Source organism: Streptomyces sp. NPDC086777, assembly GCF_040702065.1.
GTDB lineage: Bacteria > Actinomycetota > Actinomycetes > Streptomycetales > Streptomycetaceae > Streptomyces.
In genome coordinates, this window is the sequence record NZ_JBFBJI010000057.1 from 32,272 (window position 1) to 46,751 (window position 14,480).

The following is a 14,480-nucleotide window of genomic DNA, read 5'->3' on the forward strand; positions in this document are numbered from 1 at the left end:
CCTCTCCTTACTTCTCGTTCTCGTGGGCGGACAGCCGGTAGAAGGCGGTCGCCGTCTCGCAGAGCACCGCGTGCCGCTCGTGCGGTGAGCAGTCGTCCAGCAGGTGCTCGACGGTGGCCGCCCAGCGGGACCAGCCTCCGGCGAGCACGCAGACGGGCCAGTCGGAGCCGAACATCAGCCGCCCGGGACCGAAGGCGGTCAGCAGGACGTCCCAGACGGGGCGGATGTCGTCGGTCGTCCAGGTGCGGTGGTCCGCCTCGGTGATCAGTCCGGAGAGCTTGCACCGCACCTGCGGGTGGCCCGCCAGCACGCGCACCTTGCGCACCCAGTCGGAGAACCCGGGCCGTCCGATGGGCGGTTTGCCCGCGTGGTCCAGCACGAGCGGGAGGTCCGGGAAGCGCTGGGCGAGACGGATCGCCTGGTCGAACTGGTGGCTGCGGATGAGCACGTCGTAGCCGAGGCCCCGGTGCTGTACGGCGCGCACGCCCCGCTCGACGGACGGCTGTTGCAGCCACTCCGGGTCCAACTCGCCCTGCACCAGGTGGCGCAGGGCCCGCAGATACCCGCCGCCGGACCCGCAGCGCAGTGAGTCGAGTACGTCGCCGACCGCGGGGGAGGTCAGGTCCGCCCAGCCGACCACCGCGCCGACCAGCGGGTCCCGGGCGGCGAGGTCGAGCAGCTCCGCCGTCTCCGCCGTGGAGGTGACGCACTGCACGACCACCGTGCTCGTCAGGCGGCGTCCCGCCAGGGGCCGGTCGGCGGCCCGTCGCAGGTCCTCGATGCCGTGGCTGCGGCGGATCGGCTCGTGGCCCGGTTCGTCGAGCCAGGCCTGGGGCCGGCGGTCCAGGTCCCACACGTGGTGGTGGGCGTCGACCAGGGGCAGCGGTTCAGACACGGGCGGACCAGACCGGGCCGTCGGGGTAGCCGTACTCCTTGAGGGAGGCGGGGTGCATCTGTGCGCTCAGTCCGGGCCGCGTCGGCGCGAGGTAGTGGCCGTCGACGATGCGGACCGGGTCGACGAAGTGCTCGTGCAGGTGGTCGACGTACTCGATGACCCGATCCTCGGTGGTGCCGGAGACGGCGACGTAGTCGAACATCGACAGGTGCTGCACCATCTCGCACAGGCCGACGCCGCCGGCGTGCGGGCAGACGGGCACGCCGAACTTGGCGGCCAGCAGCAGGATGGCGATGTTCTCGTTGACGCCGCCGACGCGGGCGGAGTCGATCTGGACGATGTCGACCGCGCCGGCCTGCAGCAACTGCTTGAACACGACACGGTTGGCGACGTGTTCGCCAGTGGCGACCTTGATGGGGCTGAGCGCCCGGCGGACGGCGGCGTGGCCGAGGATGTCGTCGGGGGAGGTGGGCTCCTCGATCCAGTACGGGTCGTAGGGGGCCAGGGCCCGCATCCAGTCGATGGCGGGCTGGACGTCCCATCGCTGGTTGGCGTCGACGGCGATGCGGATGTCCGGGCCGACGGTCTCGCGGGCGGTGCGCAGGCGCCGTATGTCGTCCTGCAGGTCGGCGCCCACCTTCAGCTTGATCTGGGTGAAGCCGTCCGCGACGGCCTCGCGGGCGAGGCGGGCCAGCTTCTCGTCGGAGTAGCCGAGCCAGCCGGGGGTGGTGGTGTAGGCCGGGTAGCCCTGGTCGAGGAGGTGGGCGATGCGCCGCTCACGGCCGGGCTCGGCCCGGCGCAGGATCTCGAGCGCCTCCTCGGGCGTGAGGGCGTCGGACAGCCAGCGGAAGTCGACCTGGGCGACCAGCTCCTGCGGCGACATGTCGCCCAGGAGGCGCCACACCGGTTTGCCCGCCCGCTTGGCGGCCAGGTCCCAGGCGGCGTTGACGACCGCGCCGGTCGCCATGTGGATGGCGCCCTTCTCCGGCCCCAGCCAGCGCAGTTGGGGGTCGTGGACCAGGGAGCGGGAGAAGGCGCCGAGGTCGGAGCAGACCTGTTCCACGGACAGGCCGACCACGTGCGGGGCGAGGGTGGCGATGGCGGCGGCCTGGGCGTCGTTGCCGCGCCCGGTGGTGAAGGCCAGGGCGTGGCCCTCCAGCCCGTCGCCCGCGTCGGTGCGCAGGACCACGTAGGCGGCGGAGTAGTCGGGCTCGGGGTTCATGGCGTCCGAGCCGTCGAGGTGTTCGGAGGTCGGGAACCGCACGTCCAGGACGTCCAGGGCGATGATGCGGGCCGACGGGGGCACGGGGGAGGACATGGCGGCAACTCCTGTGAGGGGCAGGGGAGGCGGCGAGGCGGCTCCCCCTGCGACGAGACGTGAACGCGGTGGAGGCAGGGCGGACGGTGGGCCGCCCGGGTCACTCCTGGACCTTGCCGCCGGTGATACGGGAGATGGCGAGGGCGACCAGGATGATCAGGCCGTTGAGGGCGCCGATCCACTGGGCGGGGACACCGGCCAGCGTCAGCACGTTCTGGATCATGAAGAGCAACAGGATGCCGCAGAACGCGCCGAACATGGTGCCCCTGCCGCCGTTGAGGCTGATGCCTCCGATGACGGCGGCGGCGAAGACGGTGAAGATGTAGCCGTTGCCCTGCGCGGAGGCGACCGAGGCCAGGCGTCCGGAGAGCATCAGCCCGGCAAGGGCGGCGAGCACGCTGCCGGTGACGATGACGATCCACAGCACCCGGTCGGTGCGGATGCCGGCCGCCTTCGCCGCGTCGACGTTGCCGCCGATGGCGTACAGGGAGCGTCCGAAGCTGGTCCAGCCGAGTACCACGATCGCGACGGCGAACAGGCCCAGGCAGATCCAGATCGAGGCGGGCATGCCGAACCATTCGGCCGTGCCGGTGTAGAGCATCGACTGCGGCAGCTGGAAGAAGGTCTGACCGCCGGAGATGCCGGTGAGGATGCCACGCAGCACGATCAGCATGCCGAGCGTGACGATGAAGCCGTTGAGGCCGAAGCGGATGATGAGCAGAGAGTTGATCACACCGACGAGCGCGCCCACGGCGAGGGTGAGGGGGACCGCCCAGGCGCCCGGGAGCAGACCGAGTCCGTGTCCGGCCCCGGCCGGGACGACCAGCCAGGCCGCGACGCCCGGCGCGAGGCCCATGGTGGACTCCAGGGAGAGGTCCATCTTCTTGACGATCAGGATCATCGTCTGGGCGAGGACCAGCAGCGCCATCTCGGACATGGTCTGCAGGACGTTGATGAGGTTGTCGGCCTGCAGGAAGACCGGGTTGACGATCTGGCCGACGACCGCGATGACGACGATCGCGGGAACGAGCGCCAGATCGCGCAGCCGGGCCAGGGGGATCCGGCCGCCGAGCAGCGCGGTGCGCTTGTGCCCGGGGTCGGCGGACCGGGCGGCGGCGTCCGCGAGGACGGTTTCAGGCATTGCTTCAGGCATGCAGGTCCACTCCTTCCATCGCGGCCACGAGGTCGTGGTCGTGCCAACCGCGTGGTATCTCCGTCGTGACCCGGCCCTGGAACATCACCAGGATCCGGTCGCACATGCGCAGGTCGTCCAGCTCGTCGGAGGCGATGAGCACGCCGGTGCCGGACTCGGCTGTCTCCTCGACCTTGCCGAGGAGGAACTCCTTGGAGCGCACGTCCACGCCGGCGGTCGGGTTGATCAGGACCAGCAGCCGGGGGGCGTCGGCCAGGGCGCGCGCCATGACGACCTTCTGCTGGTTGCCGCCGGACAGGGCGGAGACGGGCAGCTCCGGTCCGGGGGTCTTGATGGCCAGGTTCTCGATCATGCCCTCGGCCAGCCGGTCGCGCCGTCCGCGGCTGAGGAAGCCGTTCCTGCCGACCCGCCTGGGCACGGACAGGGTCGCGTTGTCGGCGATCGACATGTCCGGCACGAAGCCCTGGTGGTGCCGGTCCTGCGGCACGAACCCGACGCCGGCCGCGAGCGCGTCGGGCACGCTGCCGGGCCGGGGCCGGCGCCCGGCGATCTCCAGCTCCCCGGTCGCCGCGGCCCGCAGTCCTACGACGGTCTCGGCGACCTCTGTGCGTCCGCTGGCGGCGGCACCCGCCAGGCCGACGATCTCCCCGGTGCCCACCTGGAAAGTGACGTCGGTGTAGGTGTCGTCGCTGCCCAGGCCCCGCACGGTCAGCGCGGGCACGGTGCTCTCGTCCGGGCGGCCGGTGCGCTCCTGGCGCCGGTCTGCCGCGGCCTCACCGGTCATGGCGGCGACCAGCTCGGTGCGGGGCAGTTCCGCGACCGGCGCGGTCACGATGTGCGCCGCGTCACGGAACACCGTCACCATGTCGCAGATCTCGTAGACCTCCTGCAGGTGATGACTGATGAACAGGAAGGTCACGCCCTGGCGTTGCAGGTCGCGGATGCGGTCGAAGAGCCGGTTGATCGCCGCCGCGTCGAGCTGCGCGGTGGGCTCGTCGAGGATGATGAACCGGGCCCCGAAGGACAGCGCCCGGGCGATCTCGACGAACTGCCTCTGCTCGACGCCGAGATCACCGGCCGGGGACTGCGGGTCGACGTCCACCGACCAGGCCGACAGCAGCTCCTGGGCCCGACGGCGTACGCCGGTCCAGCTGATGAGCCGGTGGGGGCCGTGGTGGTGCCGGTTCAGGAAGAGGTTCTCGGCGACGGTCAGCGTGGGGATGATCGTCGACTTCTGGTAGACGCAGGCGACGCGCCGGCGCCAGGCGTCGCGGTCACTGAGCCGCGGTGCGGGGGCGCCGCCGAAGGTGACCGTCCCCTCGTCGGGAGCGTGCAGGCCCGTCAGGACGGACACGAGGGTCGACTTGCCGGCTCCGTTGCGGCCGACGAGTGCGTGGGTCTCGCCCGGCCGGATGGTGATCCGGGCACCGTTCAGGGCCACCGTCGGGCCGAATCGTTTGACTATGCCCGTCGCCTCGACGACGGGCGGGGCCGCGGGGGCCCGCCCGTCGTCCGCCGGGGCGGGCGCGGGGGTGGCAGTACGCTCCCCGTCGCTCATCTCAACCGCCTTGTCCTGGATAGCCGTTGGGTCCTGACCGGGCAGGTCAGCCGAGGTGGTTGCCCCACAGCGACGTGTCGTCGCTCTTGACGCTGGGAACGCCGCCGTAGGTCCCACCGTCGGCGGTGACCAGGGGAGCGGAGAGCTGGTCCTCCATCAGACCGTCACGGACCTGGATGATCGTGCTGTCGTGGTCGGTCGGGCCCGGCTTGAACGTCTTCCCGTCGATCGCGGCCTTGAGGTAGTACAGGGCGTACTTGGCGTACAGGTCGGCGGGCTGGGAGACGGTGGCGTCGATCTTGCCCGCGGCGATGTCCTTGAGCTCCTCGGGGATGCCGTCGTTGGACACGACGAAGACGTGCTTCTTGTCCTTCGGATCCACCAGCAGGCCCTTCTGCTTGAGCACCTGCAGCGTGCCGGACAGGCCGAAGCTGGACTGCATGTAGACGCCCTTGATGTCCGGGTTGGCGGTGAGGTCCGTCTGCAGTTTCTGCGCGGCGACCGCGCCGTCCCAGTTCGTGGCCTCGCCGAACACCTTGATGCCGGGGTAGTTCTTCTTCATGCAGTCGTTGAACGCCTCGGTGCGGTCACGGCCGTTGATCGAGTCGAGGCCGCCCTCGAGCATGACGACCTTGCCCTTGCCGCCGAGCTTCGTGCCGAGGAACTGGCAGGCCTTCTCGCCGTACGCGCGGTTGTCGGCCCGTACCACCATGAACACCTTGCCGGTGTCGGGGCGGGTGTCGACGGTGACGACGGGGATCTTCTTCGCCTCCAGCTGAGCGAGCGTCGGCGCGATGGCGGCGGTGTCCTGCGGCGCCATCGCGATGCCCTTGACGCCCTGACTGATGAACGTCTGCGCGTTGGCGGTGAGTTTGGCCACGTCGTTCTGGGAGTTCGTGGTCTTCAGGGACAGGCCGAGCTGCTCGGCGAAGTCGGGCGTGTACTTGATGTAGGAGTTCCAGAAGTCGGTGTCGGACCGTGGATAGTCGACGCCCACGAGCGGTTTGCCGCTCGACGAGGCGGAGGTGCCGGAGCCGCTGCTGCACGCGCTGAGCAGCGCCAGCGCACAGACGACGGACGCGGTGGAGCCGAGTGCGGTTCTGATTCTCATGGGTACTTCCTCGCGCTGGTCCCGGAGCGGGGTTGTCACACCGATGCGACGGTTGGGTGTCGCTAGCAGAGAGATGGGATGTTTATAGGGTGGGCCGGAAGGGGTTGTCTAGAGGTCGGAAGAAGAACCCAGAGGATTGCGCCAGAACGCGGGGCCAGGGGTCCACGTCATGGGATGTCGACAGCGCATCCATCCCATCAATGTTGCGAACCTGTGATGGGATGTCTCTTGCGCCCGGATCGCTCGACGGCCGCGCCGGTGCGCACCGGCGGTGTTTGTCTGCCACCCCGTCAGCGCGCGTCCGTGGGCCCCGGGCCGACCGGCGGATGCCCGCTCGCGACCTCACCAGCCCGAGCGTCGAGGTCGTCCATGGCCTCGACGAGGTCGCCGGACTGACCCTGCACATGTGAGGGCCTTCGACCACGACGACGAACTGCTGCCATGCGCACCACTCCCGCTCGTGCCCGCACGTCCAGGGCCGTGACCGGACCCGACCAACGAGAGTGCCCGACAATCGGCTTGCACCAGGAGACGACCGCGGCCTCCGTCCACGACCCCGAGCCGCCACCGCGACGTGTCTGGGACACCGTCCGCCTGGCACTCTGCCCAAGACGCCCCGTCCCGCTCGGTGGTCCCGCGGCCGACATGTGGACCACGGACGTGGACGCGGTGCACGCAGCGGCCGATACCTTCCACGGCGTGTGGGCCCGGCTCCTGCCTGACACCGCCACCCGCGCGTGAACGCGCCCGGACCGTGAACCCGGCACGGCCGTAGCGGTCGTGGACATTCGTGTCATCGACGTCGCGCCACCCGGACGACGATGCGCAGGCCGGCCGTCCGCGTCCGGCGCGGCCGGTACGCCGACGATCTCGTCGCAGGCCCGGACGGCGCGGGCCGCCCCGAGCTCCGACACGCCGACGACGATGGAGGCAAACCACCGGTTCGTCGGCCGCAGTCCAGTGAGACCAAGATCTTCGGCCGGCTCACCGCCTGGCAGCACCGGACCTCCGTCCGTCCCGTGAATGCCTCGCGACGCTCCTCCACCTCGCCGAGTTCCCGGGCCCGGGCCGTCCCATGACGGCCTCGCGGCCCACGCCGCCGTACGAGGCGGTGAACGACATTGCACCGTCGGCGAGGCCGAGTTCCTCCAGGGCGTCGAGCGCCTCGGCCTCCCGGCCCACGTGCGGGTTGATCCACACGGAAAGGAAGCCAGAGCCCCGGATTCGACATCCGCGTCCGCTGGTCGCGAGGGGCGACACCGCCTGGCCCCGGGGGTGGTGAATCGCTCCTTCGTGGCAGCCGGTCCGGACACCGTCGGAGAAGAGCGTGCTGCCGGCCGGCGCAGTCCGTCAGTGCTCGCTGAAGAAGATCTCCTTGGCCTCGCGCAGTGCGTAGTAGACCAGCACGTAGCCGGTGGCCGGGTCGGCCCACCAGAGGCCGGCCAGGGAATTCAGCAGGAGGCCGAACAGCACAGCGCAGGCCAGCAGGCCGTCGATCAGGGTCACCCGCCCCTCGGTCTTCAGCACCGGACTGTCCAGCGCGGTGCCGGTACGCGCCTTGCCGGCGGCGAGCGCGAACATCACCGCAGCCGTCACCGCGGTCCAGCCGATGCCCAGAGGCGAGTGGTGGGGCCGGAAGCCGGAGGCCAGCACCCACGTGGACTGCACCAGCAGGTACACCGCCAGGAGCGCGAAGCCGACGCCGATCAGCTTCAGCGCACGGCGCCGACGGTCCTCGCCGGTGCCGGACAGCTCCCAGATCACCACGGTGGAGGCGCCGATCTCGATCAGGGAGTCGAGCCCGAACCCGGCCAGCGCCACGGACCTGGCCGAGAGCGCGGCGACGGCGAGCACCACGATGCCGATCACGTTCCACGCCAGGGTGACGTACTCCAGGGCCAAGCCGCGGCGAACAAGCGCCCGGCGGCCGGCGTCATCAGTGCTGTCCACCGCGAGATCCTCCCAGACCTGCCCACCGGACGCGAAGACGCCTCAGCCGTCTACGACCACTTCACCGCCGTTCTCGGCCGCAGCATGCGAACGGACCGCCCTCCGCAACCGGGCAATCCCCGCACTCAGCCGCGCAGCCATCCCACCCGCGTCCCGCAGGGCCGCCACGACCGTGAAGCGGTTCGCGGCGTTGCAGGTCTGGACGGTGTTGTCGAGGCGCGCGGCCACCACCGGAGCCGACCGGAGCGTTCAGATCGTCGGTGGACGGGCTCTGCGCACGGGCCGGGATTGCGGCGTCACATTCCAGGGAGCCGCCCACGGATCGGGCGCCACGCACGCCTTCGTCACCGAACCACGCCCGCTTCCGGGAGCACCCGGGGCGGCCTCACCTGCTGCCGGAGTCCCGATGTACTCCAGGACGCCTTGAGGTGCTGGTCCGGCATCAGCACGGACTACCGACAGCCGCTGCCGGGCAGCGCACACAGGACGCAGGGCAAGCAGTGGGGGTGGCGGTCTCGCCCTGCCCGTACCTCCGATGCCGAGCCCGCCATGATCAACGTAGCATCAGGGTGGTACCCCGTCGGTCGGGCTCGGGTTCGCCCGGTCCTGCAGCGCACAGGAGTGGCAAAACCCATGGACGCACCCGCGGACAGCCCATGGTCCGGAGCCGGTCTGGACCCGCTGGCCGGTCGCGTTCTGGAGCATCTGGTGTCTGTGCCCTCGGCTGACGCGGACGAAGTCGCGGCAGCGGTCGGAGTGTCAACAGCGGACGCGGTGCGGGCTCTGCGTGACCTCGCGGACGCCTCGCTCGCCCTGCGCACCGACGCTGCCGTGCCACGCTGGGCGGCCGGCCCCCCACGCACCTCCCTGAGTGCCCTGCTGGCCCGTCGGCGGGCTGAACTGGCGCGCACCGAAGGGCTCGTGGAGCGTCTGCACGAGATGTACGAGACGGTGACCGGACCGCGCTCGGCCCACCTGGTGGAGCTGTTGGAGCGCGAGGACGAGGTGTCGGCGCGCTACGCCCAGCTGCTCAAGGGATGTGCGACCGAAGTGCTGCACCTGGCGAAACCGCCCTACGTCACCGGTTTCGGGGTGGCCGCGGAGACAGCAGGGGTGGCGGACGGGGTGCGGATGCGTTCCGTGTACGAGACCGAAGGCTTCTCCGACGAGGTGTCCCTGGCCACGGCGGTGCGCGGCACCGGACGGGGAGGGGAACTTCGGCTGGCTCCACGGCTGCCGGTGAAACTCGTGGTGTTCGACCGGACCGCGGCCCTGCTGCCGGTGCGGGGGGACCGGCCGTCCGCCGGGTCACTGGTGGTTCACTCGCCCGCGCTCGTCGAGGCGCTGGCGGACCTGTTCGAGAGCGTGTGGCGAGATGCCGAACCGATGTCCCTCTCCAGCCGGATCGATGCGCCGTCGTCGGCGCAGGCCCGCGGTCGGCACAGCACGCCGCTGCCGGACACCGGGACGACGGGGACACCCGACCCGCGCACCCGGGAGATCCTGCACCTGATGGCCGCGGGGATGAAGGACGACACGATCGCCCGCGTGCTCAAGGTGAGCCGCCGCACGGTTCAGAAACATGTCAGCGACGCGGGCACACGGCTCGGCGCCCGCACCCGCTTCCAGATTGCCCTGCTGGCGGCCGAACGGGGGTGGCTGGGGGAGGACCAGGGCTCGGACGATGCCGTGGCCGGTCGGTGACCGGCGGCCCGCCATCACCGCGCACGGTGCCGTACCCGTGGGTACGGCACCGTGATCGAGACTTACGTGGTGGGCTTCAACGCGAAGTCCTTGTGGGTGATCCGGTCCCGGTGCACCACGGTCCGGCGGGTGAGGAGCCGGTGGCCGTCCGCGGTGGCCTGCAGGGTGTGTACGCCGGGGGCTCGCGAGAACAGGGTGTAGAGACCGTCGCCCACGGCCGGGTCCTCCGGCGTGGCCACGGTGAGTACGGCGGTGTCCGGCGCCGAGGTGTCGGCGACCTTCGCGCCGATGATCGCCCTACCGGTGCGGGCGTCCTGGACGGTTCCCACCGTCAGCCCGCCAGGCACCGGCTCCAGCGTCCGGCTCTGCACGCTCACGTCGTCGACTTCCCAGAAGTAGGCCCAGTTGGCGACGAAGTGGAAGCGCAGCCGCACCGATGACTGCCCGGCGAACTGCCGCAGCGGGACGCTCACCGTGAGGTGGTCGGCCTCACCGTTCGACTTGGGACCGGCCCACACGTTCTGCCAGGTGGCGCCGTCGTCGGTGCTGGCGTCCACGGTCATGTGCTGCTGACTGAGGTTGGTGATGTAGTGCGTCTTGAAGGTGAGACTGGCCGACTGCGCCGTCGACAGGTCGTAGGCGGGGCTGACCAGCGAGGTGTCCTGGTGCGGTCCGAAGGGCGCGTTGTCGCTCTCGACGGTCGCGAAGGAGCCGCTGCCGCCGGTGGCGTTGCCGCGCTGGGTGGGGTCGTCGAACTGCCAGCCGTTGTCGCTGTCCGCCGCGCTCGCCACCGTCCAGCCCTGTGGTGCCGCGGTGGGTGTGTCGAATCCCTCGGAGTGCTCGGCGGTGTGCAGCGCGTAGCCGACGGCGGTGGCCGCGTCCGGGTCGGCGGCCAGGGCGCTGTCGGCGGTCACGGCCTTCCTGCCCACCGTCACCTCGCGGGAGACCGCATCGTAACCGGGTAGGGCCGCGGTGATGTCCAGGGTGTAACCGCTCTGCTCCGGAAGGGAGATGTCGTACCGGCCGGTGACCGGGTCGGTCCACACCGGCGCCTCCGGCGAACCCTCGACGGCGATCCGGGCGTACAGCGGCCAGCCGTGCCCCGAGCCGTCCCGGACCGTGCCGCGCACATGGGCGCGGGGCAGGGCCTTCAGGCCGAAGTCGCGTGTCACGGTCTGACCGTCCGTGATCTGCAGGGAGACCGGTGCCGTGGACGCGTAGCCGAAGGCCGTGACGGTGAGCCCGTCGACCTCACCTGCGGGCAGGTTCAGGGTGTACGTGCCGTCGGCGCTCGTGGTGGCCACGTCGAGGCCGGAGGCCACGGTGGCGTAGGCGACGGGTTTGCCGGTCCTGCTGTCCGTCACCTTGCCGGTCAGGGTCCCGCTCGGGCCGCTGCGGAAGGCCGCCAGTCCGGCCGGGGTGCCCAGGCCGGTGGGGCCGTCGTAGCCGGTGCCCGCGGTGCACAGGTAGGCGGCGGCGCAGGTGCCGTTGGACCCGGAGGTGATGTCGTTCAGGCCGGTGCCGCCTGCCGTGTACGGATACGCGTTGGGGTAGGTGCCCGGGCGTGGCGAGCCGGCCAGCGCGTAGACGCCGGCGATCACCGGGGTGGCCGCGCTGGTGCCGCCGTAGGTCTGCCAGCCGGTGCCGTGGCCGCCGAACGTCGAATAGACGGCAACGTTGTCAGCTACCGCGGAGACGTCGGCGACAGTGCGTCCCTGGCATCCGGTGTCCTGCTGGAAGGAGGGCTTGACCTGGAACGAAGCGCAGCCCGAGCCGGGCCCGTAGGAGCCGCGCTTCCACACGGTCTCGTCCCACCCGCGGGCAGTGTCCGGGTCGGCGACCAGATTGGTGCCGCCGACCGCCGTCACCGTGGGAAGGGTGGCCGGGAAGGCGACACCGTAACCGTTGTCCCCGCTCGCAGCGACGACCGCGACGCCGGGATGGTCGTAGGAGGCGCCGTACGTCGGGACGTCGGAGGCGGAGTCGCCGGAGCGGCCGTAGGAGTTGGACACGTACTTCGCGCCCAGCTCGACCGCCTTGTCGACCCCGGCCGCGAGCCGGTCGAGTCCGTCGTTGTCGGTCTCCACGAGCAGGATGTGCGCCTGCGGGGCGACCGCGGAGACCATGTCGAGGTCGAGGGCGATCTCACCGGCCCAGTCGTCGTTCGACAGCGGGTAGTCGGTGCCGCCGCGCTGGTCCACCTTGCTGAAGCAGCCGTTGGCCGTGGTGCACGGAGGCAGCCCGTACTGGGCGCGGTAGACCGCCAGGTCCGCTTCGGCGTCGGGGTTGTCGTAGGCGTCCACGATGGCGATGGTCTGCCCCGCGCCGCCGTCGGCCGGCAGGCTGTAGGCGCTCTGCAGGTCCTGCGGTCCGAGCCCCGGCGGGGTCTGAGCAGCGGCCAGCCGCAGCAGCGGGGACTCACTGGTGTGGCGCATGGCGAAGCACGACGCGTGTCCCTTGGCGGGCGTGCCGCACACGGGAGTCAGGTCGGTGGCCGCGCCGGCCTCGGTGTCCGGAGAGGTGTCGAGGCGGGCCGGAGGGGCGGCGGCACCTGAGGGTGTGGCCGGCATGGCGTGCGCGGGCGCCTCGATGCCGAGCAGAGCAAGGGCGGCGAGCCCCAGGGCGGTGACACCCGAACGGAGCCGCGGGGCCACGGATATTCGCTCTCTTCGGAACGCGGATTGCTTCACTTCGTACCCATCGTGACGGGCCCTCGGAATCGGGCCGGGAACAGGGGAAACCTGCGTGCAGGAAGACGTCCCGACAATTAGCCGGTCAGACATGACGGGATGTCAATAGGCCCTTCGTTACACGTTCGTTTCCCGGAGGCCGCCGACTCCCGCAGAGGGTTCTCACTTGTGCAGAATCACGAAGTGGCATACCAAGTCCCATATGAAGCAGCCGAGTTCGGAGTCACAATGGAAGGGTGCGCCGACATCTCCGCCTCATTACCGCATGCATCGCACCCCTTTCCTCCGGTAATAGCCGCGCAATGAGGCGACTAGGCCGCTATGGCCGTTCCTGAAGACGACCCCTGAATCATTTTCCAGCGGATAAGGGCAGGCTCGGCTGCCGTACGAAGGTGTCTGGTGTGGGCGACGTCGTACGGTCGCGCGATGCCGCGCGCGGCGAGGTGGAGGCCGCTGTCACCCTCGACGCCCGCTCCGCGCGCCCGCGCCTGGCTGCCCTGGAGGCCAGGACAGGCGGTGCGGCTCAGCCTTGTCGGATGGCACGTGGGGGCGGAGTCGGAAGACCGGGACCGAAAGGCGTTGCTGGTCCTCATCGGCCCGCAACGCGTCCAGGCGGTTCTCAGCCCGCTGTGTCACGCAGAAGCAGCTGGTGGTTGCGTGCCGTCGGCTTCGTGGCCGTTCGTGTCGCTATCGGGCGAGTCTGTGGAATGGTGCTTCAGGAGGGCACCGTGGACGTCGCCGATGACGATGATGGTGATGACGCGAGGGCGTGAGCCGAGCCGCCGAGCGCGATGACGGAGGCGGTTCCCCAGACGAGGGCGGTCAGCCGGGTGGTTGCGGGGCGTGTGGAGGCGGGGATGCCGTACCGGTGAAGAGACGGTGTCCAGACCCTGCGCTATTCGGTGCGTGTGGTTGGTGCTGAGACCCATGCACTGCAGGCAGGGCCGCAGGTGACTCATAAACTGAGGTGCGTTGCACAGTGCCGTCCGTGCACACTCCACGCATGGGTACTGACATCGTCGTATCGCTTCAGGAGAAGGCTCTGCAGCATGTCGCGGCTTCATCTGAAGGACAGCCGCTCGCTGGAGACCTCCGGGTGACGATGCACTTTCATCCCGATCGTCCCGCAGGGAATCGTCTGACCCTGGCCCAGATGGCGGAAGACGGCGTTTACCAGTCGCAGTTCGTGACAGGCACGAGCAACGGTGGTCTGACCGCTCATCCTGGCGGAGACCGGTGGCGTTGGGAGAGCCGTATGTTCGACGGTGCGTACGATGAGGCCCCGGCTGACCAGCGCCCCGCATACGGTGCGCTGAACTACCGCCGTGATCCGGTCGGTGGTGCACCGCGGTTCGGCTCGTCGTACTTCAGACTCAGCACCGAGACCTTGAGACGCACCACCTTCTGCTACCCCGACAGTTCGACCGAGCCTTCCGACGTCGGCACAGCCGACCGCTGCTCGCTCATCGAGCTGGCTGAGGCGGGCGGGTTGGACGCCCTGGACTGTCACATCGAGGCACAGATTCACGGACGGGTCAGGTTCGACTGTGATGTCGAGGCGCTGGTGCTGGACCCCAGCTATCGCGGCACGGAGGTTGAATCCGCAGCTCATCGCCTGTCGTGCCCAATCGAATGGCATCCAGGTTTCCGCCTCGGTGTGGTTGAACTACGGCGTCACTCAAGCTATCGGGGACAGGAATACGTTGACCTGGGCGCTGAGATCGCTGTTGATGGTCTGCTCGATCCGAAGGTCATCGGGGATGCCGCTCGCACCGGCCGGTACGGCCTTCAGGACCTCAAGAAGGTCTGGCACTGCCTGGCACGCTTCGGAGTGCGCACCGCCTGCTGACCAGCAAGGTTCGCGCGCCCTCCAGATGGGAGAGTTTTTGTAGACCAGTGTCTATGAGGCCTTCACGTGTGAAGGCCGGGCGGCTCGTTGACGTGGCGGTCCATCTCCGTGCCCGTGGGGGTGGGCCGCCACTGCATTTCCCACGGCTTTGTGAGTCGCCTCATGGAGTCCTTGTGTCGGCTGTGGCTGGGTTGAGGAGTTGTCACTGAAGGGATTGTCAACCGGGTTTCCGGTCGGTGCGGCGTCAGCTGG

The 14,480-nt window shown here is 70.0% G+C and carries 9 protein-coding genes; 2 read left to right on the forward strand and 7 right to left on the reverse strand.

Translation table 11 applies throughout. The features are described 5' to 3' along the window. Positions 1 to 7 precede the first annotated feature (7 nt). The 6 genes from AB0472_RS42700 to AB0472_RS42725 all read right to left on the reverse strand — a co-directional run bounded on the left by AB0472_RS42700 (position 8) and on the right by AB0472_RS42725 (position 7,985). Complete coding sequence (locus AB0472_RS42700; RefSeq protein WP_366364773.1) at positions 8 to 895, reverse strand: amidohydrolase family protein; 888 nt, start codon at positions 893 to 895, stop codon at positions 8 to 10. Further along, entirely contained in the window at positions 888 to 2,213 is a 1,326-nt protein-coding gene (locus tag AB0472_RS42705; RefSeq protein ID WP_366364774.1) for an L-fuconate dehydratase, read from the reverse strand. The genes AB0472_RS42700 and AB0472_RS42705 overlap by 8 nt, the downstream gene beginning before the upstream one ends. Positions 2,214 to 2,313: 100 nt before the next feature. Continuing rightward, positions 2,314 to 3,354 (reverse strand): ABC transporter permease, encoded by a 1,041-nt coding sequence (locus AB0472_RS42710; RefSeq protein WP_366364784.1) that lies wholly within the window; start codon positions 3,352 to 3,354, stop codon positions 2,314 to 2,316. 4 nt (positions 3,355 to 3,358) lie between these two features. Continuing rightward, the gene (locus AB0472_RS42715; RefSeq protein WP_366364775.1) at positions 3,359 to 4,924 is read right to left on the reverse strand and encodes a sugar ABC transporter ATP-binding protein; all 1,566 of its coding nucleotides are present in this window, start codon (positions 4,922 to 4,924) and stop codon (positions 3,359 to 3,361) included. Between the two features lie 46 nt (positions 4,925 to 4,970). Next, the gene (locus AB0472_RS42720; protein ID WP_366364776.1) at positions 4,971 to 6,035 is read right to left on the reverse strand and encodes a sugar ABC transporter substrate-binding protein; all 1,065 of its coding nucleotides are present in this window, start codon (positions 6,033 to 6,035) and stop codon (positions 4,971 to 4,973) included. Positions 6,036 to 7,385: 1,350 nt separating this feature from the next. Continuing rightward, on the reverse strand, positions 7,386 to 7,985 hold the full coding sequence (locus tag AB0472_RS42725) for a cation transporter (RefSeq protein WP_366364777.1): 600 nt from the start codon (positions 7,983 to 7,985) through the stop codon (positions 7,386 to 7,388). A 633-nt stretch (positions 7,986 to 8,618) separates the two neighbouring features. On the opposite strand from AB0472_RS42725, the gene AB0472_RS42730 reads away from it, so the two are divergent. Then, complete coding sequence (locus tag AB0472_RS42730) at positions 8,619 to 9,689, forward strand: LuxR C-terminal-related transcriptional regulator (RefSeq protein WP_366364778.1); 1,071 nt, start codon at positions 8,619 to 8,621, stop codon at positions 9,687 to 9,689. Positions 9,690 to 9,751: 62 nt separating this feature from the next. Here the strand turns inward: AB0472_RS42730 and AB0472_RS42735 are convergent, their stop codons facing one another. Continuing rightward, positions 9,752 to 12,343, reverse strand: coding sequence for a carboxypeptidase regulatory-like domain-containing protein (locus AB0472_RS42735; protein ID WP_366364779.1), 2,592 nt, complete (start codon positions 12,341 to 12,343; stop codon positions 9,752 to 9,754). Between the two features lie 1,039 nt (positions 12,344 to 13,382). Between AB0472_RS42735 and AB0472_RS42740 the strand changes: the two genes are divergently transcribed. Beyond that, positions 13,383 to 14,228 carry a DUF3626 domain-containing protein gene (locus tag AB0472_RS42740; RefSeq protein ID WP_366364780.1) on the forward strand — a complete coding sequence of 282 codons (846 nt, stop codon included), beginning with the start codon at positions 13,383 to 13,385 and terminating at the stop codon, positions 14,226 to 14,228. The last annotated feature ends 252 nt before the right edge of the window (positions 14,229 to 14,480 follow it).

Excerpts from the sequence above, each read along its gene's own strand:
- AB0472_RS42715 (WP_366364775.1), bottom strand. The coding sequence starts at position 4,924 with ATGAGCGACGGGGAGCGTACTGCCACCCCCGCGCCCGCCCCGGCGGAC.
- AB0472_RS42705 (WP_366364774.1), bottom strand. The coding sequence starts at position 2,213 with ATGTCCTCCCCCGTGCCCCCGTCGGCCCGCATCATCGCCCTGGACGTC.
- AB0472_RS42740 (WP_366364780.1), top strand. The coding sequence starts at position 13,383 with ATGGGTACTGACATCGTCGTATCGCTTCAGGAGAAGGCTCTGCAGCAT.
- AB0472_RS42730 (WP_366364778.1), top strand. The coding sequence starts at position 8,619 with ATGGACGCACCCGCGGACAGCCCATGGTCCGGAGCCGGTCTGGACCCG.
- AB0472_RS42720 (WP_366364776.1), bottom strand. The coding sequence starts at position 6,035 with ATGAGAATCAGAACCGCACTCGGCTCCACCGCGTCCGTCGTCTGTGCG.
- AB0472_RS42710 (WP_366364784.1), bottom strand. The coding sequence starts at position 3,354 with ATGCCTGAAACCGTCCTCGCGGACGCCGCCGCCCGGTCCGCCGACCCC.